A 23,806-nucleotide genomic window follows, 5' to 3' on the forward strand; every position below is an offset into this window, starting at 1 on the left:
CTTCCGTGACATCGAATCCTTTCCGCCCCGGCACCGGTCGGCACCGGTTGCCGGGCAAAGGGACCCGTCTCGCGCGGACGTCCGCGACGCGTGTGTGCGTCGCGGCGGCCGCGGGTGTGCTGTACGGCGGCGGTGCGGCACAGGCGGCGGACGCGGCGCAACCGGCGGAGGCGGCGCCGACCGCGCCCGCGCCGTCGGCGGCCGTCTCGTCCACGCCGGCGCCGTCGGCGGCCGTGTCGTCGGCGCCCGAGGAAGAGCCGGACGAGCCCGACGATCCGCCACCGCCCGGCAACCAGCACAGGGGCCTCATCGTCATCGACAACTCGTCCGCCGACTCCTGGCTCGAGGTCGACCGGACGCTCAACACGCTGATCGGCAGCAGGGGCACGGCGGGCAGCGACCACGACGGGGGCGGCGGCGCGATCGACGTACACGCCGGAGACGTCCGTGACTCCGGCGGACCCGTCGCGTCCGGAGGTTCATGCCCGTGCCCCGGCACGACGGCCCCGCCCCCGGCACCCCGGTCCTCCCCGCTGGGCTGGATCACTCAGCTCGGCCATCCGCCCTGGCAGGGCGAAGGCAGCGAATAGCGCGCGAGCGACCACACGACAGGGCGGCACACACGGCAGGGCCGCACGCGAGACAGACCGCGAGACAAACCGCGAGACAGACGAGACACATACGGGAAGAGGGTGAGTGAGACATGACGTCCCCGCTCCGGCCGGCGTCCCCGCTCCGGCCGATGTCCTGGCCCGGCCGGGTGCTCAGGGCGGTCGACCCGTATGTCGCCGCCCTTCTCGGTACGGTCCTGTTCGCCGCGCTGCTGCCCGCCACCGGCCGCGCGGGCGTGGCCGTCGGCGGCGCCGCCGACCTCGCCATCGCGCTGCTCTTCTTCCTCTACGGGGCCCGGCTCTCCACCCGCGAGGCGGTGGACGGCCTGCGGCGGTGGCGGCTCCATCTCGTCATCGGGGCCAGTACGTTCGCGCTGTTCCCGCTGCTGGGGATGGCGGCGGGCGGGCTCGTACCGTTCCTGCTCACCGATCAGCTGTATCTCGGACTGCTCTTCCTCTGCGTCGTCCCCTCGACCATCCAGTCGTCCATCGCCCTCACCTCCACGGCCCGGGGCAACGTTCCGGCGGCCATCTGCGCCGGAACGTACTCCAGTCTCGTCGGCATGATCGTCACACCGCTGCTCGCGGCCTGGCTGATCGGGTCCACGGTCAGCTTCTCGACCGACGGGCTGCTGGCCATCGTCGGCCAGTTGCTGCTTCCGTTCGTGGCCGGGCAGGGGCTGCGGCGCTGGATCGGGGCGTTCGTGGGGCGGCACAGGAAGGCGCTGAGCCTGCTGGACCGGCTCTCCATCCTCCTCGTCGTCTACACGGCGTTCAGCCGTGGCATGGAGGAGGGCGTCTGGCGGCAGCTCACCGCACTGCGGCTGCTCACCCTGGTGACGCTGGCCGCGATCCTGCTCACGCTGGCGCTCCTGATCACGTCGTACGCCGCGCGGCGCCTCGGCTTCGGCCGGGAGGACCGGATCGCCATCGTGTTCTGCGGCTCGAACAAGAGCCTCGCGACGGGACTGCCCATGGCCGCCGTGCTGTTCGGGGCCACGGCGGGACCGGTGATCCTGCCGCTGATGCTCTACCACCAGGTGCAGTTGATGGTCTGCGCCGTGCTCGCGAACCGCTGGTCCCGCACAGCGCCGGAGCCGTCCCCGACACCAGGGCCGGCGCCGGCGGAGGAGGCGGGCACGGCGGGTACCACCGCCCCGGGGCCGCGCCCGCTGATGAGCGAGCCGACCGCCTGATCGCCGCCACCCCACCGTCCACAACCGTGAAAAGGTCGTGGACGGAAGCCCGCGTGCCCGACACTTCACTCCAATGCCGACCCTATTGTCCATTTTTACACCCTTGCTCTTTTTGGGTGTATTGCGGTCGACGGTCCGTTCCCATTGGCCAGTTGAACGTTGTTACGGTCGTGGATCCACGAGAATTCTGGGAACGGAACACCGTGTTGGCCGAGGCTTTCTGCGCCAGTGACGAGCGCGTGCGCGAGGCGCAGGCGGTGCTGGACGAGGCTCAGGTGGGACGGAGCAGGACGCTCGCCGCGTTCGCCGTCACCGTCGGCAGCGACGGTACGGTCGCGAACCTGCTGGGCCTGGGTGAGCGCGAGGTGCGCGTGGCGCGCCGGACGGTGGGGCGCGAGGAAGCCCGGTGCGTCGCCGAGGAGTTGCTGCGGGCCCCGCACGTGGCGCAGGCGACGCAGGCGGCGGCTCAAGCCGGGCAGTTGCCCCACATGCCGCAGATGACTCATGACCCCTTCGCCGAGGCACTGACGATGGAGGTCCAACTGCCGCACCAGCGCAACGAAACGGTTCAGCCGGGACCGGAGCCGCCCGCGCAGGACGCGCTGCTGCCGCCGACCGCGCACCTGACGATCCCCACCGCACCCATGGGTCAGCCGGGGCAGCCCCCGGTGCCGCCCATGCCTCCCACGGCGGGCACCGGCACGGCGCCGGAGACCTCGGGCGGCACGGCGCCCTCCGGGGTCTTCGGGGCCCCGACGGCCCCCGTCACACCCATGGCGCCCATGCCGTCGATGCCCCCCATGGCGTCCATGGCCCCCATGGCGTCCATGGCCCCCATGGCGGCCGCGGAGGACGGTGTCGCCTGGTCTCCCAGCATGGACTCCGTCCTGGTGTGGAGCTGGAAGTCCGGGCTCGACCTCCAGACAGTGGCCGCCGAACTGGGCCTGGACCTCCGCGCGCTGCTCCTGCGCGTCCAGGCCCTCGCCGACGACGGACGGCTCAGCGCCGGCTCCTCGTTCTCCGACAGCAGGCACTCCGGTCACCCTGGCCACCCGGGCCACCCCGGGCGGCACCGCCGGCACCCGGAAGACCCCTATCAGGCGTACTACAGCCCCACCACGACGGCGTTCCCCACCGCCGTGCACCACTGATCGCGACCGGATCGCCGGAGGGCGGCACGGCGGGAGGGCCCCTTCGCGGCGCGAGGGGGCCCTCGCCATGCCCGGGCCGCGCGCACCACCCCGGGCGGCCCGGTCAGCGCTGCTCGCGGGCGCCGTCCAGGCGGCGGCGCAGCCCGTACGGGTTGTCGTCGTGCAGCGCGGCCGGGAGCAGCTCGGCCGGGACGTCCTGGTAACAGACCGGGCGCAGGTAGCGGCGTACGGCGAGGGTGCCGATCGCGGTGGTACGGGCGTCGGAGGCGGCCGGGAACGGGCCGCTGTGGACCGTCGCGTAACCGACCTCGACCCCGGTCGGCCAGCCGTCGTACACGACCCGGCCCGCCTTGCCCTCCAGCAGCGGCAGCAGGGCGCGCGCGGTGTCCCGGTCGCCGGTGCCGTGGTGCACGGTCGCGGTCAACTGTCCCTGGAGGGCGTGCGCGACCTCGACCAGCTGCTCCGTGTCCCGGCAGGTCACCACGGTCGCGACGGCGCCGAACACGCCGTCCCGGAGCGCCGGTTCGGCCAGGAAACGCCCGGCAGGGACCGTGAACAGCCTGGCCACACAGGTGTTGGCGCCCTCGCCCGGCCGACCGGCCGCCACTTCCCGTACGTCCTCGACCGCCGCGAGCGCCGCCGTGGCGCGCTCGTACGCGGCGTGGACCCCCCGGGTCAGCATGGTGGCCCCGGTGCACGCGGTCAGCGCGGTACGGGCGGCCACCAGGAACTCGGCCAGCTCCAGGCCGTCGGCGGCCACCAGCAGTCCGGGAGCCGTACGGAACTGTCCCGCGTCACGCGTGAGTTCCCGGGTGAACGCCTCCGCCAGCTCGGCGGACCGTTCGCGCAGGGCGCCGGGCAGCAGGAACACCGGGTTGAGGCTGGTCATCTCCGCGTACACCGGGATCGGTTCGGGGCGCGCGGCGGCCGTGCGCAGCAGCGCCGCTCCACCGGCGCGCGAGCCGGTGAAACTGACGGCCCTGATCCGGGGATCGGTGACGAGGGCCCGCCCGGTCTCCGCGCCCGAGCCGAAGACCAGCGAGAACACGCCCTCCGGGAGCTCGCTGTGGCGCACGGCGGCGGCGACGGCGGAGCCGAGGAGTTCGGCCGTGCCCAGGTGCGAACTCGGCGGCCGGACCACGACCGGACAGCCGGCGGCGAGCGCGGCGGTGGTCGCCTCGCCCGCCACGGAACGGGCGATCGGGGACTCGGCCGCGCCGAACACGGCGACGGGGCCGAGGGCCAGATGGCGTTCGCGCAGGTCGGGACGGGGCTCGGGGGAACGGTGGCGCAGCGCCCGGTCGATCCGTACCTCCGCCCAGCCGCCGTCCCGCACCTCGGCGGCGAAGATCCGCAGCTGGGCCGCCGCCCGGTCGCGTTCGGCGGTCACCCGGCCGGTGGCGAGGCCGGTCTCGGCGACCGCGCGGTTGATCAGCTCACCGCCGAGCGCCTCGACCCGGTCGGCGATCCGCTCCAGGAAGGTAGCGCGCCGCTCGGGGGAGGTGGCGCCGTACGAGCGGGCCGCCCGCTGCGCGAGCACGCACGCGTGGGCGATGTCGTCGGGGGTGGCGGAGCCGTAGGCCGGTTCCAGGGGGGTGTCGGTGCGCGGGTCGGCGGCGGCGAGCGCGGGGCCGGTGCCGGTGCGCCGCTCGGCACCGAGGAACATCGCTCCGGTCAGGGGCATGGGCCGTCTTCCTCTCCGTTTCCTTCTGCGCCGCTTCGTCTTCCTTCTGGACCGCTTCGCCCTGGAGTCGTTCCCGGGCGGGGCTTTTCGGGCACCCGGCCGGAGGCGGGGTCAGGCGCCTGTCCGGAGGCGGGACCGGGGGCGCGGCCGGCGCCGGGGCTCGTGCCGGGTTCCTTCGGTGCGAGCCGCCACACGACGGCGGCGAGTTCGTCACACGCCTCCTGGATCCTCAGCCGTACGTTCGCCTGCTCGGTCACGATCGCCGCCAGCAGCAGCGAGGTCAGCGCGGCCGAGCCGTTGAGGACCTGGAGGCTGATCATCCGCTCCACCAGCGTGTGGCCCTCGAACGCGCCGACGCTGTCGGTCGCCTCCGAGATCGCGAGGACGGACGCGAAGAGCACGTACGGAGCGCTGCCCGCGAGTTCGAAGCGCAGGGCGGCCCAGATGAGGACCGGGAAGATCAGATAGAGCATGCCCAGCGGACTCATCACGGCGACCGGGGTGACCACGGCGGCGACCACGGACAAGGCCACGGCCTCGGGCCACCGCCGTGTGTTCCAGGGCGGCCGGAACCTGGGCAGGATGAGCAGCAGCGGGGTCACGACCAGCACCCCCATCGCGTCCCCGGCCCACCACGCCGACCAGGTCGGCCACCAGGCGTCCGCCGGCAGCCTGCCGCCGAGCAGCAGCGACGCCGTACCCATCGTCGCGCTGACGAGCATCCCGCCCAACGCTCCGAGGAACACCAGCGCCACCCCGTCGCGCAGCCGGTCCAGCTGGGTACGGAACGCCACCTTCCGGAGCATCAGCAGCGCACAGAGCGGGGCGAGGGTGTTGCCCGCGACGATCCCGATGTCGGCGGTGTTGAGCGGACCGAGCGTCCGGACGAAGGCGAGCGCGCCGAGCGTGACACCCGGCCAGACGCCGGGCCCCAGCCGGAGCAGCGCGGCCAGGGCGATCCCGGTGGGCGGCCACAGCGGCGTGACGACCGCCTCACCGAAGGTCACCTGTTTCAGCAGGCCGAGCCGGCCGGCCCCCCAGTAGACGGCGGTGACACCGAGGATCCGGAGCAGCGCCACGGACAGGCGCCCCGCTCGTCGGCTCTCCTCGGTACGCACCACACGAACCATCAGACATCGGTCACCGCCCGGGTACGCCAAGACACGCACTGGCGGGCACGGGCGTCACCCGGGGCGGGCGGGCCGGAGGTGTCCGTACGGGCCTGTCGGCGTGAGCGGCACCGGCGGCACCTCCGGTCGTCCCGATGCCGCCGGAGGGGCCGGCACGGCCGGCGCCCCGTCGTGGCACAGGATCAGGACGGCCGCGTCGTCCGTGTGCCCGGTCGACTCGGCCACCGCCATGACCCGGGCCGCCAGCTCGGCCAGGTCGCAGCCGGCGCCCGCCTGCGCGCGGGCCAGCCGTACCACGCGGGCCAGCCCCTCCTCGATCGGCACGGACGGACCCTCGACCACCCCGTCCGTGAGCAGGACGAGCACCCACCGGCCCGCCAGCCGGCGGCGCGTCACCGGGTACCTCTCGCCCGGCGCGATACCGAGCGGCAGCCCGCCGGCGTCCTCGGCGACCCCGGCCCCGCCGTCGGCGGTGGCCCATACGGCGGGCGTGTGGCCGGCCCGGGCGCTCTCCAGCACCCGGGTGACGGGGTCGAAGCGGAGGAACGTACAGGTCGCGAAGAGGCCACAGCCCACGGACAGCAGCAGGTCGTTGGCCCGGCTCAGGGCCTCGCCCGGATCCCTGGCCACCGCCGCCGTCGCCCGCAGGCCGATCCGGACCTGTCCCATGAAGGCGGCGGCCTCGACGTCGTGTCCCTGCACGTCCCCCACGCAGAACCCGAGCGTGCCGTCGGGCAGCACGAACCCGTCGTACCAGTCGCCACCGATGTCCAGCCCGTCCCGGGCGGGGGCGTACAGCGCCAGGGTCCGCAGCCCCGGCGCGGCGGGCAGCTCGGCCGGCAGCATCCCGCGCTGCAACGCCTCCGCCAGCTCCACCCGGGCCCGGTGCAGCTCGGCCCCCTGCCGCGCCTGGGCGGTGAGCCGCCCGAGCGTGGTCAGCAGGTCATCGGCGCTCGCCGACGGAGAGGCCGACGAAAAGGGGGTACGCCGGGTCATGCACCGCTCCGGGGATGTGCGTGCGCGCGGGTCTCGATGAGGATCCGAGACGGTCCGACAGTCGCAGATTCATCATATTTCTCTCCGCCAACCGTGGCGACCGCCCGACGCGGGTGCCACCGTCGACCGCGGCGAACCCCGGGCACCCGCGAACCGCGGACCCTGTCGAGCCGGCCGACGCCCACGACGCAACGGCCGACACGACAGTGGCGTGCCTGCCCGCACGCCGGCGAACGGCTCAGCCGGCACCCGCGCCGGTGCCCGCGCCCGCGCCGCTCGCCGCCGACGCGCCGAGCAGGGTGGTCGGCGTGCCGGACGCCCAGGGTTCCAGGGCCGGCAGGTGGCGGCGGGCGTGGCGTGCTCCGGCGGTCGGGAGGGCCGCCCGTACGAGGCGGGCCGCGCGCAGCCAGGGCTGCGCGTAGATGTGGTGGGCCCGGCGCTCGATGCCGGAGGCCAGCCGGTCCACGGCCGGGGCCACCGGGTACGTGCGGTCGGCCGGCCAGGGCAGCCGGGCGCGCAACTCGCGCAGCGTCGAGTCCTGTTCCGCGCTCCGTGCCATGTCCGTGTCGGTCCAGCTCAGGTACGCGACCCCGACGCGTACACCGTGGTGCGCGACCTCGGTCCGCAGGGCGTGGGCGAAGGACTCCACCCCCGCCTTCGACGCGCAGTAGGCGGACATCATCGGCGCGGGCGCGAGGGCGGCGAGCGAGGCGATCTGCAGGTAGTAACCGCGCGAGACGAGCAGCGCCGGCAGGAACGCGCGGGCGGTGACGGCGCTGCCGACGAGGTTGACCTCGATCACCCGCCGCCACGCCCCGGGATCGGAGTCCAGGAACAGCCCGCCGGCCGCGACCCCGGCGTTGGCGACGACCGCGTCGACCCGCCCGAACCGCTCGGCCACGCGCCGTGCGGTACGGGTCATGGCGTCCGCGTCCGTCACATCGGCGTGCCAGTGGTCCGCCTCGCCGGGCAACGAGGCGGCGACCCGCTCCAGCGCGGCTTCCTCCGAGCCGACGAGCGCCAGCCGGGCGCCGCGCGCGGAGAGGGTACGGGCGAGCTGCGCGCCGATGCCACGGGCGGCGCCGGTGACAACGGCGGTACGCCCGCGGAGCGGCAGATGGCTGCTCATGAACGGACCTCCACGGTGAGGGGACGGGGCCGGCCCGCCGTCCCCGCGCGGCGCTGCGCGGCGCTGCGCGGGGACGGCGGCGACGACCGTACGGAAAAGGACACCAAGGGAAACGACGACGGGACGACGGGCCGGACAGGGGTCGGGCCCCCTTCCGGTGTCAGGTGGCCGGTGGCAGGTGATCGGCGGCGGGTGACTGGTGGCGGGTGACCGTGGCCGGGCAGGGGGCGCGCGGCCGGGTGGCGCGCGGCCGGGTGGCGCGTGGCCGGGTGGCGCGTGGCCCGGCGGAAGCGGCGCGGCCGAGGCTGCGGATTCGCCGGGACGGCGGGCGGGGGGACCCACCGGATACCGAAGAGGCGAGCGGCGTGGGGAGCAGCGACAGCGACGTACAACGGCCGACTGCCCGCAGTCGTCAGGCCCGCCGCAACGCCACTACCGCGTTGTGCCCGCCGAAGCCGAACGAGTGGCTGACCGCACGCTCGATCGGCCGGTACAACGGTGTCTTGGTCACGCATGCGATGTCGAACTCGTCCGCCGGGGCGTCCAGGTTCGCCACCGGTGGTACGACCCCGTGCTGGAGGCTCAGCACGGTCAGCCCCGCCTCGATCGCGCCCGCCGCCCCCATGCAGTGCCCCAGCACGCCCTTCGGCGCCGTGACCGGGGGCCGGTGCGGAAAGACCCGGCTGATCATCGCCGCCTCCGTCGCGTCGTTCAGCGGCGTCGACGTCCCGTGCGCGTTGACGTGCTCGACATCGCCCGCCTGCCAGCCCGCGTCCCGCAGCGCCGCCTCCACCGCCCTCTGCGCGACCGCGCCCGAGGGGTGCGGGCTCGTCGGGTGGTGCGCGTCCGTGGTCGCCCCGGCGCCCGCCAGCAGCGCGCGCGGCCCCGCGCCGCGCGCCCGCGCGTCCGCCTCGCGCTCCAGCACCATGACGGCCGCGCCCTCCCCCATGACCAGTCCCAGCCGGTCCGCCGCGAACGGCCGGCACAACCGCGCCGGATCGTCCCCGGGCCGGGCCACCGCCGCCGACCGCGAACGGGCGAAGCCGGTCATCGCGACGGGGAAGACGATCGACTCCGTCGCGCCCGCCACCGCGATGTCGCACTGCCCGGTGGTCAGCAGGTCGCGCGCCACGGCCAGCGCCGTGACGCCGGACGAGCACGCCGTGCAGGGCGCCATGCTGGGGCCCGTCGCGCGCATGTTGATCGCGATCTCGGCGGCCGGCATGTTCGGGATCGTGAGCAAAACACCCGCGGGCGATGTCGCGCCGGGGCCGCGCCGGTCGAGCGCGACGGCCTGTTCCGCCAGGCTCGCCGAGCCCCCGCTGCTGGTCCCGACCACGACGGCGACCCGGGTGCCGTCCCAGGACCGTGGGTCGAGCCCGGCGTCGGCGACCGCCTCGCGCGCGGCGAGCAGCGCGAACTTGACGTAACGGCCCATCCGGAACGCCGTGCGTCCGCCGATCGCCGCGTCCAGGTCGATGCCGTCGACCGTACAGGCGAAGTCGACCTCGCAGCCGCGCAGTTCGGGGACCCTCCGGGCGGTCGAGGCCCCGGCGCACAGTCCGTCCCAGGTGGACTCGGTGTCATGACCGGCCGGAGTGATCATTCCCAGGCCGGTGATGGCGACGGCGGGCCGGGGCTGCTGCCGGGTCATCGGCCGACGCTCATGGCCTCGGCCCGGTGCGCACCGGCGCCGTACGTACCGGCGCCAAGCGAACCGGTGCCACGCGAACCGGCCTCCCGCGAACCGGCCTCGCGCGAACCGGTGGCCCGTGCCTCGGTGTCCCGTGCCTCGGTGTCCCGTGCCTTGGCGTGACAGGCACCGCCACGCGCGTCGGCGCCGCTCGCCGCGGCCGTACGCGTGTCCACGCCGCTCGTCCTGTCGCCGCTCGCCGCCGGCCCGAACGTCTCGCCCTGGCGCGTCCCCGGCGCGTACGCCTCGGCCTCGTACGCCTCGTTCGCGTCGTTGAGGAACTTCGCCTCGTCGAGGAACGCCGTGATCTCCGTCAGCGTGGCTCCCTTGAGGAACGACTCCGCGTCGGCGTCGATGCCCAGTGTCTCCTTGATGATCACGGCGAGCTCGGCGACGGCGAGGGAGTCCATCTCCAGACTGTCCATCGTGGCCTCGGGGATGATCTCCACGGTCGGCACCTTGAACGTCTCGCTCAGCACCTCGGCGATCTTCGGGTGGATCTCGCTCATGACATGTCCTTTCGAGCGGATGGATGGGTTCGTGGGGTGAGCCGGCCCGGCGGTGGCACCGCGCTCCCGTCACGGCCGCCACCGGACCAGGGGGTACGCCATGCTCCGGTACGACGCCGGACGGCGCCGCCTCGCGTACGGAGGACGGCGGCGCGGCCCCTCCGGGCTTCACCGCATCGGCAGTACGGATGCGGGGGGCGCCGCCCCCGGGGCGACGGCCGGCCGCGCCGCGTGCCAGGCCGCACCCGCGTCGTCGTAGGCGGCGACGTAGCCGGGCCCGGCGATCGGCCGGTCGGCGAGCCACTCCTCGGGCAGGGCGAAGGAGGCGACCAGGGCGGGGGCGTGACCGGCGAGTTCGGCGACGAGCCGTTCCACGGCCTCGGGCAGTTCGTCGAGGTGACGGGCGGTCAGCCGGCCCCGGGCCAGCAGGTCGCCGCTGTTGCGGTCGATCCACCGGAGCGCGAACAGCCGTCGCAGGGCGCACAGCACCTGCGGGGCTTTCGAAGCACCCTCCGTCGCTCCGGCCGCCTCCACCGCGTCGACCGCCCGCACCGCCCGCACCGCCGCCCCGAACGCCTCGGCCGCGCGTCGGTACGCGTACGCCTCGACGGCCCGGAGCGCCGCGCCGGAGGCGGCGTTCCAGCGCGCCAGCGGGTCGCCGTGCGGTGCCCGCCGCATCCGCTCCCGGGCCCGGGAGAGCCACAACTCCTCGATGTACCAGAGGAGTTGGTTCAGGAAGCGGGGATCGGTCAACGACTGATGCTCCGGGGCGGCCCCGGTGGCCGTGGTGGCCGGGCCGGGCGCGGTCGCCGGACCGGGCATGGTCGCCGGACCGGGCGCGGATGCCGGGGCCGGCCCCGGCATCGCGGCGGGTTCCGGCCTCGCCGCGAGCCCCGGCCTCGCCCCCGGCCCGGGCCCCGGCCTGGCGGGGACCAGCATCTCCGCCGCCGCCTTCGCGAAGATCGCCAGGTTGTCGCCCTCCGCCGTGATGACCCCCTCGATCCCCGTCATCAGCTCGGTCATCCCGTTGTTCTCCAGCAGCCCCTGCGCCCCGCAGCGCTCCCGCGCCTGGAGGATCACCGTCCGCGCCTGCCAGCTGATCCAGCCCTTGGCGACCGCGACCAGCCGCTCGGCCTCCTCCCGTGTCCGCTCCGTGCGCGTCTCCCACGCGTCCACCGCCGTACGGTGCAGGAACGTCATCGCGTACACCGTGGCCAGCGCCTCCACGAGCGGCCCGTGGTGGCTGCGGTGCGCGAACACCGGCACCGTCCGGCCGGACCTGACTCCGGAGATCAGCCGGTGCCCGCCGTACCGCACGGCCAGGGCCAGCGCGGAACGCGCCGAGCCGACCGCGCAGGCGCTCATCGAGAGCTTCCCCGGGGTGACCCGGCCGATCGAGGCCAGGAAGCGGCGCCGCCGGCCGCTCTGGCCGCCGATGAACGTGCCGTCCTCGCCGAGGCGCCCCTGCGCACCGCCCAGCAGGGCGTCCCGGGCCACGAAAACGTCGTCGAACGAGGTCAGGCAGTGGTCCACCGGGCTGCCGACGCGGTTCGGCAGCCGGCGCACCCGTACCCCCGGCAGCGCCCCGGCCGCGTCGGTCAGCGGGGCCAGGAACAGGAAGACGCCCTGGTCCGCGCCGTCGTCCATGATCAGCCGGGCGGCCACCACCCCGGACTTGGGACCCCCGGCCGGGCTGGTGTTCGGCATGAACTTCTGCGCCCCGGCATGCGGGGTCCGCAGTACGAAGCCGTCCCGCTCGCGGTCGTACGTCGCCGTCGTCTCCACGGCGGCGGCGTCGTTGCCGTGGGCCACCTCCGTGCACAGGAACGTGCCGGTCCGGCGCAGCGCCAGGAAGTCGGAGAGGTCCCGGCCGGTGCCGTCCGGGCCGTGCCCGCCGGCCCGGTCCTGGTCGAGCAGGCTGCCCAGGAAGAGGTTGTAGTGGATGCCCGCGACCGTCGTGAACGCGGGATCGACCGGCCCCAGCCACTCGTGCAGCGCGGCGAGCGCGCGCACGTCGGCGACGAGACCCGCCGGCCCGTCGCTCAGCGAGGCGTTGACGGACCGCAACCGCCCGTACGCCAGGGACAGCCGCTCCTCCGCCGATGCTCCGGGTCTGCTCCGGAACATCTCCGCCGCGGCGAGCCGACGCCACGGTCCGTGCTCCCGGTCGAAGCGGGCGCGGGTGAAGTCGGCGCGGGTGCCGAACAGGACGCGCGTCAGTCGCTCCACCAGAGGGGACGGCAGGACGGGGGAGCCGGACGGCACCGACGGCACGGACGGGGCGGACAGGGGTTCCTCGACGGTGTTGTTGAGCATCGCGGTCACACGAGAGTGAACGACCAAAGGCATGGCGAAGAAACGACTATTCAGCAGTCAACCAACCAAGACATTCGTTCGGTGAGCACCCTTGCGCTCCGATGTGCAACAGGTCGCGCACGTGCACAAACTCCCTGGTGCCGCGCCTTGTTCACGCGCGGTACAAACTCTGCCCAGGCCCCGGGCCGTACCTCGTTCACACGCGCCGGAACGCCAGCGCCACATTGTGCCCACCGAACCCGAAAGAGTGACTGATCGCGGTCTCCACCCGCTGCCGCCGCCCCTCCTTCACCACGCAGTCCAGGTCGAACTCCACGGCGGGCGCGTCAAGGTTGGCGATCGGCGGAATCAGGCCATGCTCCAGCGTCAGGACCGTCGCCACCGCGTCGATCGCCCCGGCCGCCGCCAGGGTGTGTCCGACCACGCCCTTCGGGGCCGTGACCGGCGGGCGGTGCGGGAAGACCCGGCCGATGAGCGTGGCCTCCATGGCGTCGTTGAGCGGGGTGGAGGTGCCGTGCGCGTTCACGTGAGCGACGTCGTACGGACTCCAGTCCGCGTCCCGCAGCGCCGCCTCCACCGCCGCCTGCGCGCCCCTGCCGTCCGGCGACGGCGCGGTGGGGTGGTGGGCGTCCGTGCTGGAACCGGCGCCGGCCAGCAGCGCCCGCGGCGCGCGTCCCCGGGCCCGCGCGTCCGCCTCCCGCTCCAGGACCACCGTCGCGGCGCCCTCGCCGATCACGAAGCCGTCCCGGTCGGAGGCGAACGGCCGGGAGGCCACCGCCGGGTCGCCCTTGCGCGTCGACAGCGCGCCCATCCGCGCGAAAGCCGTCACCACCAGCGGCGTCAGCACGGACTCGGCACCCCCGGCGACCGCCACGTCGCACTGCCCGGTCACCAGCAGGTCGCGCGCCACGGCGATGGCGGTCGCCCCGGACGCGCAGGCCGTCGCCGGGGCGAGGCTCGGGCCCTTGGCCCTGAGCGCGATGGCGACCTCGCCCGCCGCCGCGTTCGGGATCATCATCGGCACCAGCGCGGGTGAGACGGACTGGGGGCCGTCCGCCCGCATCTTCAGCGCGTTGTCGACCAGGACAGAGACCCCGCCGACGCCCACGCCGAGCACCACGGCCACCCGGCCGCCGTCCCAGGCCAGCGGGTCGTGCCCGGCGTCCGATACGGCCTGCCGGGCGGCGATCAGCGCCAGTTTCACGAAGCGCGCCATCCGCCACACCGACCGCCCGCCGACCAGCGCGTCCAGGTCCAGGTCGTCGACCGCGCACGTGAAGTCGACGGGCGCGCCCGCCAGTTCGGGGCGGCGGCGCGCGACGGACCGCCCCTCGCACAGGCCGGCCCAGAACGCGCGCTCATCACCGCCCGCGGGGGTCACCACCCCGAGCCCGGTCACCGCGACCGGTCCGCCGTACGGCCCGCTCCCGCCGGCCCGGTCGGCTCTCTGCGTCATGCTCTTTTCCTTCCCTCGGGGATTCTGTGGTTGGAGAGTTGAGGGGGCGGCACGTCACCGGCCCCGGGCGGCACGCCGTCCGCTCCGGGGGCACCGCCGCGCGCATGTCCACCGCCGGCCAGCGGAGCACCGCCGTGCCCCAGGTGAGGCCGCCGCCGAAGGCGGTGAGCAGCACGCGGTCGCCCGTGCGGAAACGTCCCCGCACGGCGGCGTCCGCCAGGGCCAGGGGAATGGAGGCGGCACCCGTGTTGCCCACCCGGTCCAGATGCGTCACACAGCGCCGCTCCCCGATGCCCACCCGCTGGGCGACGGCCCGCAGGATCCGGGCATTGGCCTGGTGGGGAACGAAGTGGTCCACCTCGGCCGGGTCCCAGCCCACCGTGGTCAGCAGGGAGCGGCAGGAAGCCGTCATCCGCTCGACAGCGTGCTGGTAGACCGCGCGGCCCCGCATCCGGAAGTACGTGTCCTCCCGGGCGGGCGCCCCGTCCGCCGCCCGGGGCCGGGCCCGGTCCCGCGCCCCGCCGCCGGCCACGGTGATCAGGTCGTACCCCGCACCGTCGCTGCCGAGGTCGAAGGCGAGCAGTTCCCCGGGGTCGCCGGGGCCGCCCACGCCGATCAGCGCCGCGCCGGCCCCGTCCCCGAACACCACGCCCGACGCGCGGTCGCGAGGGTCCAGCAAGGTCGAGTACACGTCCGCGCCCACCAGCAGCACCCGGTCGTACAGCCCCGAGCCCACCAGCCCCCGGCAGACCGCGAGACCGTAGACGAAGCCGCTGCACACGGCCCCGATGTCGAACGCCGGTACCGGTCCCAGCCCCAGCCGCGCCGCCAGCGCGGGCGCCGTGCCCGGGCAGGGATGGTCGGGCGTGGCCGTGGCCAGGACGACAGCGTCCACGGCGGCGCCCGCGGCGGAGGCGTCCGCCGCGAGGAACCCCTCCCCAGCACCCGCGCCAACGCCCGTACCCACGCCCACGCGCGCGCCCGTACCCACGCCGGCGCCCGCGCGGTCATCCCCTCTGTTGTCATCCCCTCCGTCGGCGTCACCGGGCAGCAGCAGCCGCGCCGCCTCGTACGCGAGGTCGCCCGTCGAGACCCCCGGCCCCGCGCGGTGCCGGCCGGCGATGCCCGTACGGGTGCGGACCCAGGCGTCGTCCACGCCCCACTCGGCGGGCAACTCCTCGTTGCGGACGGGCCGTCCGGGCACCCACCCGGCGACGGCCTCCAACACCGCCGCCCGTACCGGACGGGCCCGCGGCGCCCGCCCCGCCCCGGGCCCCTCCCCTGCGTATTCGCTCGTCACGCGCGGCCCCCATCCGGTTGACGATCACAGCGATCACACGGATCACTTCGACCGGATGACAAACGGTCCCGCGCACAATCGGGTTACTGCGCCATACGGGCGACAGGCGGCGCGGCGGGCCGGGTGGGCTCCCAGCCGGGCAACCGGAGCCGCGCCGCCGACATACCGATTCCCGACGTACCGATCCCGCCGGGCAGGGTCGGCAGCCAACTCGCCCGCCCCGTAAGGTCCTCGATCAGTTCCTCCTCCTTGTACCGCTTGCAGTGGTGGTGCCAGTTGAGGATGCCGGACAGCCAGTTCTCCAGATCCCTCACATGACCGTCCAGTTCCCTCCGCGCCTCGGCGTCCAGCCCGAAGTCGTCGTACAGCACGGGAAGTTCATGGGCCACGACATGCTGGAACTGTCCCATTCGCGAGTTCATCAGGTCATCGACGATCGTGAGAGCCGTCGGATAGTCGCAGTCGAAGAAGTTCCGCACGACGAGCACTCCGTTGTGGATCTCCCCTTCGAACTCGACCTCCTTCTGGTACGAGAACACGTCGTTCAGCAGGGAGACGTAGTCCTGCGCCGCGTTCTCCAGCGCCCTCATCGGGCCGCTCCGGAAGATCTCCGGCCGCGCCGTCCGCGGGTGCCCGGTCCGGCACAGGCTCATCGTCATGGCGGAGCCGAAGGCCCGCCGGCGCGTCTCGATGAAGTCGACGGGGTCGGGGATCCGGTGCTGCGCCCGGTTCGCCAGCTGCCACAGCCAACTCGCGGTCATCTCCTCGACCGCCGCCCGGAGCGCCTGCCGCTCGGCCACGTCCATCGGCCCCGCCGTCCGGGCCCAGAGATCGGCCAGGCCCCTCTCCAGCGCCCCGGCCGGAGGCGGTGTCGGGGCCATGTCGATCGGCATGAACAGCGAGAACCGCCGGCTGCGGACCGCCACGCCCGCCAGGTCGTGGCCGGCGCCGAAGACCGCCGGGAAGCAGTCGCCGCCGTACATGCCCCAGGTCAGCCAGTCCGAGGTCAGATCGAGCTCCTCCGGGGTGGCGTCGGGACGGATACCGGCGGCACACAGCGGCGGGTCGATCCGTCGGAGCCGCTTCTCGTCCCAGACGCCGGAGCGACCCGCCCCGGGCCGGGGCTCCAGCATTCCCGTCCGGTGCGCCCACTCCACCGCGTGCTCCCGCGCGCGCTCCAGGTGCGGGCTCAGCGCGAGGGGGAACGGCATCCGGAAGGCCGGCAGGACGGAGGGCCCGACGTGCTGGAACGGGACATGGCTGAAGCTGCGCGCCCGCGCCGCGCGGCCGGCGCCGATGGTCCGGAGGATGTCGGCCGCGGACGTGCCGAAGCCGACGGGCGTCATGGCGAAGGCCGTGCCCCCGGGCAGGGCGACTCCGGCCGGCCCGGCGCCCCCGTCGCCGCCCGCGCCGTTCATGTAGCGGCTGGAGCGCATGTGCCATTCATGGCCGCCCGACTGCCAGTCCTGGAGGCCCTTCACATACGCCAGGGTGTCGGCGCACTGCCGCGGTGTCAGGCCCTTCTCCGCGAAGAGCGGCCCCAGTTCCGTCAGAGCGGTGTTCTCGAACTGCTGGACGCGCGAGGTCAGCAGATCGTTGACGGCGTCGGCCGCCTCCTGGGTCGTACAGCCCAGGAACGTCTCCAGGACGAGCACACCGTTGCTCAGCTCCCCCTCCTCCTCGATCTCCCGCTGGTAGGAGAACAGGTCGTTCCGCAGGTGGACGGCGTCCGAGAAGGTGTCCTTGAGGACCCGCATCGGCCGGGACGCGGCGATCTCCGCGGGGACCTCGGCGCCCGCCGCGTACTCGACGAGCCCGGCGGACCAGGGCGCGCCGCCGACCTTGCGGCGCATGTCGATGTACTCGACCGGATTCGCGATCCGGTGCGCGTTGATGTTCGCGAGTTCCCAGTCGGACTCGTTCAGCAGGTTCTCGGTGGACTCGGCGAACCGCTTCCGCCAGGCCAGGGACATGCTCGGGACCGTACGGGCCCAGAGGTCGGCCAGTCCGGCCTCGACCGGATTGGCCGGCTCGGGAAATCCCGCCGCCAGCTCCATCGGCATGAAATCGGCCAGTCGTTCGAGATATGCCTTTCCGCCCGCGCGGTCCTGGGGCCGTTTGTAGACCTCCAGGAAATGGTCGTCGAAGAAGAAGACCCACACATACCATTCCGTGACCAGGGACAACGTCGGGCCGTCACAGTCCGGGTGGGTGTACGAGCACAGCAGGGCGTAGTCATGGGAATCCAGGTCGGCCTCCTCCCAGACCCCCGATCCCTCCAGCATGCCCATGCCCCTGGCCCACTTCTTGGAGTGCTCTCTGGCCTCCTGGAGGCGAGGGTTGAGTCGGGCCGGATACGCCATGTAGAAATCCGGCAGTTCAAAGGGCTGTGTCACGGGCGCCCGGCCTTTCCGATGGTTCCGGGATTTGCTCCCCTTCGACGGGAGTGAGCCCAGCAGGAAACCGCACCGCGAACCGCCCCTTGCCTTGCCACCCCGTTGACCGAGCACTACCCGCCACGCCGAGCCGCCATCCACACGTCCCAATAAGTCATATGAACCGATTGAGGGGGGCCGGACGGGGCCATGCGCATGCGGCGCGGCCGGACCCGCGCGATCATCGGGACATGAGCCCCGCCATCCGTCTCGCGCAGCAGCCCGAGGCCGACGAGCTGCTCGGCCGCAGCCCGCTGGCCGCATTGGTCGGCATGCTGCTGGACCAGCAGATCCCCATGGAATGGGCCTTCACCGGCCCGTACACGATCGCCGTCCGCATGGGCACGGACGATCTCGACGCGCACCGCGTCGCCGCGTACGACCCCGAGTCCTTCGCCGCGCTGCTCAGCGGGAAACCCGCGGTGCACCGCTACCCGGGCTCCATGGCCGGGCGCGTGCAGCAGCTCTGCCAGTACCTGGTCGAGCACTACGACGGCGATCCGACCGCCATCTGGCGCGATGTCGCCACCGGCAAGGAGCTGCGGGAGCGGCTGAACGCCCTGCCGGGCTTCGGAGCGCAGAAGTCACAGATCTTCCTGGCGCTGCTGGGCAAACAGTTCGGTGTACGGCCCCAGGGCTGGCGGGAGGCGGCCGGCGCGTACGGCGACGAGGGTTCGTACCGTTCGGCCGCCGACATCACCGGGCCCGAATCGCTGGCGAAGGTCCGGGCGTTCAAGCAGGAGACGAAACGGGCGGCGAAGGCGGCCAAGACCGCGAAGGCCCCGGGGACGCCGAAGACACCGAAGACGCGAAAGACGCCATAGGAGCCGGGCCCCGGCTCGTTCCGCGCCGGTTCCGCGCCCGTTCCACACCCGATCCTCCCCATACGACCCCGTGACCTGTGACACAGCTGTTCACATGCACGCACCCTCATGGCTAGTTTTCGGTCACGCCCCTCACGTTCGTTCACATCTGTTCGCATCGGAAGGACTCTTGTGACCGCAACTCCCCGCAGGCTTCTGGCAATCGCGGCCGCCACGGCGCTCGCCACCCCGCTCCTGCTGTCCGCCTCCTCCCCGGCCACCGCACGGCCGGCGGACCCGGCGAAGGAAGCGAGCAGACTGGCGAAGAAACTGGTCCGTGAGGCCGGTGCCAAGGGCGCCTACCGGCACCTGGAGAAGTTCCAGTCCATCGCGGACTCCCACAACGGCCACCGGGCGGCGGGCACGCCCGGCCACGACGCCTCGGCCACGTACGTCCACGACCTGCTCAAGAAGGCCGGCTACCAGGTCTCCTACGACACCTTCGAGATCACGTACATCGAGACCCTGGCCGAAAAGCTGTCCGTCACCGCGCCGACTCCGCGCGACGTCACGATCAGCGCCCTGTCGTACACCAAGTCCACGCCGGAGGGCGGCATCAAGGCCGACCTCGTGCCCGTCCCGGTCGACGCCACCACGGGGTGCGAACCGGGCGACTACGCCTCGGGAGCGTTCACCGGCAAGATCGCGCTGATCCAGCGCGGCGGCTGCACCTTCGCGGACAAGCAGAAGCAGGCGGGCGCGGCGGGTGCCGTCGGCGCGGTGATCTACAACAACACCGAGGGCGCCCTCAACGGCACGCTCGGCGACCCGAACGCGGGCGTGATCCCCACCGGCGGCATCACGAAGGCCGAGGGTGAGGCCCTCGCCGCGGAGGCCGGGAAGGGACCCGTCACGGTCTCCCTGGACATCCGCCAGCTCCAGGAGCAGCGCCAGACCCGGAACGTCGTCGCCGAGACCAGGGGCGGCCGGGCCGACCGTACGGTGATGCTCGGCTCGCACCTCGACTCGGTCACCCAGGGCCCCGGCATCAACGACAACGGATCAGGGTCGGCGGGGCTGCTGGAGGTGGCTCTCCAGCTGGCGAAGACGCACGAGAAGCCGGCGAACAAGGTGCGCTTCGCGTGGTGGTCGGCGGAGGAACTGGGGCTGCTGGGCGCCGAGGCGTACGTCAAGGACCTCACCGCCGAGCAGCGCGAGGACATCGCGCTCTACCTCAACTTCGACATGATCGCCTCGCCGAACTACGCCCAGTTCGTCTACGACGGCGACAACTCGGACGGCGTGGGCTCGGGCCCCGGCCCGGAGGGAAGCGCCCAGCTGGAGAAGGGGATCACGGACTTCCTCGACAGCAGGAACGTTCCGCACGAGGGCACGGACTTCGACGGCCGCTCGGACTACGGCCCCTTCATCGAGGTGGGCATTCCCTCGGGCGGCACGTTCACCGGCGCGGAGGGGACGAAGACCGAGGCGCAGGCGAAGAAGTACGGCGGGGAGGCGGGGGTGGCGTACGACAAGTGCTACCACGCGGCCTGCGACGACCTGTCCAACATCAACAAGAAGGCGCTCGACATCAACATCGATGTGATCGCCAACGCGGTGGGCACCTACGCCCATGACCTCCGCCCGGTGACCAGGCCGGTCACGGAGCCGGGTCTCAAGACCACCGGCTCCACCAGCGGCACCCCGCACGCCCACGGCCACCAGCCGCGCTCGTAACGACCACGCGCCGTGCCCCGGACCTGACCCAGGCCCGGGGCCCCCGGCCCGCTGCCAGGCTTTCGCGCCCGCCGTACGCGGTTACGCGACGGCGGACGCGAAAGCCGTAGGGGGCTTTCGCCCGGCGCCGCCAGGGGCTCGGGTCAGTTCACGGTGACCGTGTGCAGCAGGTCGTTGTAGCCCGTGGCCGCTTCCCATATGCCCTGGTTCGCGAGCCTGATGGAGTACTCGGGCCGCTGCGACAGCTGCGGGTCGGGGAGGTTGAGCAGCAGGTTGTAGGTGCCGGCCGGGACGTCGGACGGCACGGTCACGCCGCGGTCGACCGTGGTCGTCGTGCCCGGGGCCCATGTGCGGGGGTCACCCGCCAGCGGGAGCCGGTAGACCTGGGCAGTGGACGTGTCGCGCAGGACCACCTCCAGGCCGCGCGGGTTGAACGGCGCCGCGAATCCCTCGTTCCTCACGGTGAAGTTCACCGACAGGGAGCCGCCCCGGCTCACCGAACTCGGGTAGGTGCCGCTCTGGAGGGCGAACCGGTAGCCCAGGTTCCGGGTGATCTCGGGCAGGCAGCCACCGCTGCGCCAGCCGTTGATCACGTTGGGCTCGTAGTCGGTGTTCAGGTACGACCAGTGGAACATCCTCAGCTCGGAGAGAGTGGTGGGACAGCTCGTCCGGGGGGCGTTGACCCCGCAGGTCTCGCCGCCCATCGCCAGGTAGGACGTCTCGGAGGCCAGGTAGGGGTATTCGACGGCGGGGTTCTCGTACGTACCGTAGTCGTCCGCGCTGGCGAGGAAGCAGTCGTTGTGGTGTCCGAGCCGGGCGTTCGTCGAGCCGTTGTACGCCTGGCCGGCCGGGAGCGCGGACGTGCCGTACATCGTGCGCTTGTACTTCGGCGTCCGCAGTTGCACCATGCGCGTCGAGGGCAGCACGCCGAGCGTCTTGTCGACGACGGCCTTGCGGTTGGCCCAGTCGGCGGTGGTCACCTTGCCCGCATCACCGAAGTTCTTGGTGTAGTACCCCTCGCCCCAGGCGCCGACGAAGCCCGCCTGCACGACGTTGATCACGTCGCTGTTCGCGCTGAGGTACGGCCCGAGCTGGTCCAGGTGCGCGAGCACGCGGTCCTTGGGCGCGTCGACGCCGTCCGCCGACTCCGTGTAGGCGAACCGCACGATCGTCTTGAGCCCCGCCTGCCGTACGGCGTCGAACTGCCGCTGGAGCCGGTTCAGGGCGGTCTGGCTGATGGCGCTGTTCTTGAACTCCTCCAGGTAGAAGACGCACATCACCAGCGACACGCCCTCGTTGACGCGGTAGCCGCGCAGGGTGGCCGCGTCGAAGTCGCTCTGGTCGCACCGGGACGTGTGGCGGTAGAAGCCGCGCTCGGGGTTGGCGAAGCCGTCGGTGGTCCCGGGGTACGTCACCGAGACGGCGCCCGCCCCGGCCGCCCCTGCCATCTGGGCCGGCCGGGCGGTATCCGCGGTACCCGCACTCCGGCCGCCCTCCGCGACCTGCGCGGAGACGGGCGAGGCGCCGACGAGCAGGGCGCCCATGAGGGCCGTCGCCGTCAGCCCCGCGCGGAGCGACGGACGACGTGCTGGTCTCTTCATTCTGGTGATTCCCTTCGGGGGATGTGAGGGGACTTCGTGAGGCGGCTTCGTAAGGGGCCGGTCAGCCGGTCAGCCGGTCAGCCCTTGACGCCCGTGTGCGCGATGCCCTGGACGAACTGGCGCTGGAGCAGCGCGAAGGCCGCGATCACCGGCAGCGAGGCGAGCAGCGAGCCCGCCATCAGCACGGGGTAGTCGGTCTGGAACTGCCCCTGGAGGGCCGCGAGTCCCGCCGAGAGCGTCATCTTCTCCGGATCGGTGTTGACCACCAAGGGCCAGAACAGATCGTTCCACGACCATAGGAGCGCCAGTACGGACATCGCGATCACCCCGGGGCGTGCCAGGGGCAGCATGACGTACCAGTAGGTCCGCAGCGGACCGGCACCGTCGAGGCGTGCCGCCTCCTCCAGTTCGCGCGGCAGGCCCAGGAAGAACTGCCGCAGGAGGAAGACGCCGAAGGCGCTGAACATCCCCGGCAGGATCAGGGCCTGGAGGGAGTTGAGCCAGCCGAGCGACGCCATGATCTCGTACTGCGGGAGGACGAACAGCTGCGGCGGCACCATCAGTACGGACAGGAAGAGCCCGAACAGCACCGAGCGCCCGGGGAACCGCAGCCTTGCGAACGCGTAGGCGGCCAGCGGGCACAGCAGGATCTGACCGGCCGTACGGCCCGCCGCCATCAGCGCGGTGTTGAGGAACTGGTCGCTGAACGGCAACAGGTCGAACATCCGGCCGTAGTTGTCCCAGCGGCCCTCCGGCAGCAGCGACGGCGGGACCCGGGTGGCGCTGGAGAGCGTCTTCAGCGAGGTGATGATCTGCCAGAGGAACGGCGCGATCATCACCAGGGAGGCGGGGATCAGGATGGCGTGCACGCCGACGTGCGACGGGCGGCGGGACCGGGCACGGCCGCCCTTGTGGGCACGAGCCCCGGGCGCGGACCCGGCCCCCGGCGCGTTCCCGGCCCCGGGCCCTGTCCCTGGACCCGGCGCGGCGCCCGGCCCGGCCCCGGCCCCCGGCACGGCCCCTGCCTCTGCCCCGGCTCCCGTCGCCGCCACGGCTCTCGGACGGACCTCAGCCATAGTGCACCCACCTCTTCTGCACCCGGAACTGGAGGGCCGTCAGGGCCACGATGACGACCAGCAGCATCATCACGATCGCCGCCGCGTAGCCCCGGTCGTCGGTCAGGAAGGCCCGGTCGTAGAAGAGCTGGACGACCGTCTGGATCCGGGGGAACGCCGGATTCGCCCGGCCGGTCAGACCCGAGCCCGCCAGCACGTAGACCAGGTCGAAGAGCTGCAGGGAGCCGATCACCGAGATGACCGACACGAAGAACGCGGTGGGTGACAGCAGCGGGAGCGTGATCCGGAAGAACTGCCGGACCGGTCCGGCGCCGTCGATGGCGGCGGCGTCGTAGAACTCCTTGGGTATCGCCTGGATGCCCGCCAGGAAGATGATCAGGTTGTAGCCGAGGCTGCTCCAGACCCCGACCGCGGCCAGCGCGAACAGTGCCGTGTCCGGGTCCGCGATCCAGTGCGGCCCGTCGATGCCGACCAGCGCCAGCGCATGGTTGATCAGGCCGTATTCGCCGTTGTAGAGCCAGCGCCAGACCATGGCGACGGCCACCGGCATGGTGACGACGGGCAGGAAGAACAGGGTGCGGTAGACGCCCGTACCGCGCAGGCCCTCCCGGTTGAGGAGTGCGGCGAAGACGATGGCGAGCGGGATGCCGACCAGGCCGAGAGCGGTGTACGCCAACGTGTTGACCAGCGACTGCGCGACCTCCGGGTCGGTCAGCAGGCGGTGGTAGTTGTCGAGTCCGGTCCAGGTGTGGCCGCCGAAGACGCCCCACTGGGTGAACGAGAAGTAGCCGGTCTGGAGGACGGGCCACAGGTAGAAGACCGCGAGGCCCAGCGCGGCGGGCGCGATGAACGCGTACCCCCACAGGGCCTCGGTCACCCGGTCCCGGCGCGGGCGCCACCCGCCGGGCCGGGGCGCCCCGGACGCCGGGGCGGATCTCGCGCGCCGGGGTCCGGACTCGTGTCCTTCGGTGCTGGTCATGCCC

General features: G+C 73.0%; 17 protein-coding genes and 1 pseudogene. 5 read left to right on the forward strand and 13 right to left on the reverse strand.

Annotation, left to right across the window (positions count from 1 at the left end; translation table 11 throughout):
- Positions 1-5 precede the first annotated feature (5 nt).
- The 3 genes from ACU6P3_RS16260 to ACU6P3_RS16270 all read left to right on the forward strand — a co-directional run bounded on the left by ACU6P3_RS16260 (position 6) and on the right by ACU6P3_RS16270 (position 2,958).
- Positions 6-590 (forward strand): hypothetical protein, encoded by a 585-nt coding sequence (locus tag ACU6P3_RS16260; RefSeq protein ID WP_447197730.1) that lies wholly within the window; start codon positions 6-8, stop codon positions 588-590.
- 152 nt (positions 591-742) lie between these two features.
- Positions 743-1,807 (forward strand): bile acid:sodium symporter family protein, encoded by a 1,065-nt coding sequence (locus tag ACU6P3_RS16265; protein WP_447197913.1) that lies wholly within the window; start codon positions 743-745, stop codon positions 1,805-1,807.
- A 203-nt stretch (positions 1,808-2,010) separates the two neighbouring features.
- Positions 2,011-2,958: a hypothetical protein gene (locus ACU6P3_RS16270; protein ID WP_447197914.1), complete on the forward strand. Its 948-nt coding sequence runs from the start codon at positions 2,011-2,013 to the stop codon at positions 2,956-2,958.
- A 103-nt stretch (positions 2,959-3,061) separates the two neighbouring features.
- On the opposite strand, the gene ACU6P3_RS16275 is transcribed toward ACU6P3_RS16270, so the two are convergent.
- The 10 genes and pseudogenes from ACU6P3_RS16275 to ACU6P3_RS16320 all read right to left on the reverse strand — a co-directional run bounded on the left by ACU6P3_RS16275 (position 3,062) and on the right by ACU6P3_RS16320 (position 17,567).
- A complete protein-coding gene (locus ACU6P3_RS16275; protein WP_447197731.1) occupies positions 3,062-4,642 on the reverse strand; it encodes an aldehyde dehydrogenase (NADP(+)) in 1,581 nt (526 codons plus the stop codon).
- Positions 4,633-5,763 carry an MASE1 domain-containing protein gene (locus ACU6P3_RS16280; RefSeq protein WP_447197732.1) on the reverse strand — a complete coding sequence of 377 codons (1,131 nt, stop codon included), beginning with the start codon at positions 5,761-5,763 and terminating at the stop codon, positions 4,633-4,635. The genes ACU6P3_RS16275 and ACU6P3_RS16280 overlap by 10 nt, the downstream gene beginning before the upstream one ends.
- A gap of 63 nt (positions 5,764-5,826) precedes the next feature.
- Positions 5,827-6,768 (reverse strand): PP2C family protein-serine/threonine phosphatase, encoded by a 942-nt coding sequence (locus ACU6P3_RS16285; protein WP_447197733.1) that lies wholly within the window; start codon positions 6,766-6,768, stop codon positions 5,827-5,829.
- A 238-nt stretch (positions 6,769-7,006) separates the two neighbouring features.
- The gene (locus ACU6P3_RS16290) at positions 7,007-7,897 is read right to left on the reverse strand and encodes an SDR family oxidoreductase (RefSeq protein WP_447197734.1); all 891 of its coding nucleotides are present in this window, start codon (positions 7,895-7,897) and stop codon (positions 7,007-7,009) included.
- 412 nt (positions 7,898-8,309) lie between these two features.
- The gene (locus ACU6P3_RS16295; RefSeq protein ID WP_447197735.1) at positions 8,310-9,551 is read right to left on the reverse strand and encodes a beta-ketoacyl-[acyl-carrier-protein] synthase family protein; all 1,242 of its coding nucleotides are present in this window, start codon (positions 9,549-9,551) and stop codon (positions 8,310-8,312) included.
- A 323-nt stretch (positions 9,552-9,874) separates the two neighbouring features.
- Positions 9,875-10,099: pseudogene (locus tag ACU6P3_RS16300) on the reverse strand (acyl carrier protein); the annotation flags it as partial.
- 168 nt (positions 10,100-10,267) lie between these two features.
- The gene (locus ACU6P3_RS16305; protein WP_447197915.1) at positions 10,268-12,415 is read right to left on the reverse strand and encodes an acyl-CoA dehydrogenase family protein; all 2,148 of its coding nucleotides are present in this window, start codon (positions 12,413-12,415) and stop codon (positions 10,268-10,270) included.
- A 196-nt stretch (positions 12,416-12,611) separates the two neighbouring features.
- Positions 12,612-13,871, reverse strand: a complete 1,260-nt coding sequence (locus tag ACU6P3_RS16310) for a beta-ketoacyl-[acyl-carrier-protein] synthase family protein (RefSeq protein ID WP_447197736.1) — start codon at positions 13,869-13,871, stop codon at positions 12,612-12,614.
- Positions 13,777-15,099 carry a beta-ketoacyl-ACP synthase 3 gene (locus ACU6P3_RS16315; RefSeq protein ID WP_447197916.1) on the reverse strand — a complete coding sequence of 441 codons (1,323 nt, stop codon included), beginning with the start codon at positions 15,097-15,099 and terminating at the stop codon, positions 13,777-13,779. Before ACU6P3_RS16315 ends, ACU6P3_RS16310 begins: the two co-directional genes overlap by 95 nt.
- A gap of 155 nt (positions 15,100-15,254) precedes the next feature.
- Positions 15,255-17,567: a terpene synthase family protein gene (locus ACU6P3_RS16320; protein ID WP_447197737.1), complete on the reverse strand. Its 2,313-nt coding sequence runs from the start codon at positions 17,565-17,567 to the stop codon at positions 15,255-15,257.
- A gap of 230 nt (positions 17,568-17,797) precedes the next feature.
- Here ACU6P3_RS16320 and ACU6P3_RS16325 point away from each other — a divergent pair, with 230 nt between their 5' ends.
- Together ACU6P3_RS16325 and ACU6P3_RS16330 are read left to right on the forward strand one after the other, a co-directional pair.
- Complete coding sequence (locus tag ACU6P3_RS16325) at positions 17,798-18,430, forward strand: HhH-GPD-type base excision DNA repair protein (RefSeq protein WP_447197738.1); 633 nt, start codon at positions 17,798-17,800, stop codon at positions 18,428-18,430.
- A gap of 171 nt (positions 18,431-18,601) precedes the next feature.
- Positions 18,602-20,146, forward strand: coding sequence for a M28 family metallopeptidase (locus ACU6P3_RS16330; protein ID WP_447197739.1), 1,545 nt, complete (start codon positions 18,602-18,604; stop codon positions 20,144-20,146).
- A gap of 143 nt (positions 20,147-20,289) precedes the next feature.
- Here the strand turns inward: ACU6P3_RS16330 and ACU6P3_RS16335 are convergent, their stop codons facing one another.
- The 3 genes from ACU6P3_RS16335 to ACU6P3_RS16345 all read right to left on the reverse strand — a co-directional run bounded on the left by ACU6P3_RS16335 (position 20,290) and on the right by ACU6P3_RS16345 (position 23,802).
- Positions 20,290-21,747 carry a DUF4832 domain-containing protein gene (locus ACU6P3_RS16335; protein WP_447197740.1) on the reverse strand — a complete coding sequence of 486 codons (1,458 nt, stop codon included), beginning with the start codon at positions 21,745-21,747 and terminating at the stop codon, positions 20,290-20,292.
- Between the two features lie 77 nt (positions 21,748-21,824).
- Complete coding sequence (locus ACU6P3_RS16340) at positions 21,825-22,616, reverse strand: carbohydrate ABC transporter permease (protein ID WP_447197741.1); 792 nt, start codon at positions 22,614-22,616, stop codon at positions 21,825-21,827.
- Between the two features lie 199 nt (positions 22,617-22,815).
- Positions 22,816-23,802, reverse strand: a complete 987-nt coding sequence (locus ACU6P3_RS16345; protein ID WP_447197742.1) for a carbohydrate ABC transporter permease — start codon at positions 23,800-23,802, stop codon at positions 22,816-22,818.
- Between the last annotated feature and the right edge of the window lie 4 nt (positions 23,803-23,806).

The sequence above is a fragment of the Streptomyces hebeiensis genome, assembly GCF_052983195.1.

What these genes read in the sequence shown, in the direction of transcription:
- ACU6P3_RS16265 (WP_447197913.1), top strand. Translation starts at nt 743, where the DNA reads ATGTCCTGGCCCGGCCGGGTGCTCAGGGCGGTCGACCCGTATGTCGCC.
- ACU6P3_RS16275 (WP_447197731.1), bottom strand. Translation starts at nt 4,642, where the DNA reads ATGCCCCTGACCGGAGCGATGTTCCTCGGTGCCGAGCGGCGCACCGGC.
- ACU6P3_RS16285 (WP_447197733.1), bottom strand. Translation starts at nt 6,768, where the DNA reads ATGACCCGGCGTACCCCCTTTTCGTCGGCCTCTCCGTCGGCGAGCGCC.
- ACU6P3_RS16290 (WP_447197734.1), bottom strand. Translation starts at nt 7,897, where the DNA reads ATGAGCAGCCATCTGCCGCTCCGCGGGCGTACCGCCGTTGTCACCGGC.
- ACU6P3_RS16295 (WP_447197735.1), bottom strand. Translation starts at nt 9,551, where the DNA reads ATGACCCGGCAGCAGCCCCGGCCCGCCGTCGCCATCACCGGCCTGGGA.
- ACU6P3_RS16305 (WP_447197915.1), bottom strand. Translation starts at nt 12,415, where the DNA reads ATGCTCAACAACACCGTCGAGGAACCCCTGTCCGCCCCGTCCGTGCCG.
- ACU6P3_RS16310 (WP_447197736.1), bottom strand. Translation starts at nt 13,871, where the DNA reads ATGACGCAGAGAGCCGACCGGGCCGGCGGGAGCGGGCCGTACGGCGGA.
- ACU6P3_RS16325 (WP_447197738.1), top strand. Translation starts at nt 17,798, where the DNA reads ATGAGCCCCGCCATCCGTCTCGCGCAGCAGCCCGAGGCCGACGAGCTG.
- ACU6P3_RS16335 (WP_447197740.1), bottom strand. Translation starts at nt 21,747, where the DNA reads ATGAAGAGACCAGCACGTCGTCCGTCGCTCCGCGCGGGGCTGACGGCG.
- ACU6P3_RS16345 (WP_447197742.1), bottom strand. Translation starts at nt 23,802, where the DNA reads ATGACCAGCACCGAAGGACACGAGTCCGGACCCCGGCGCGCGAGATCC.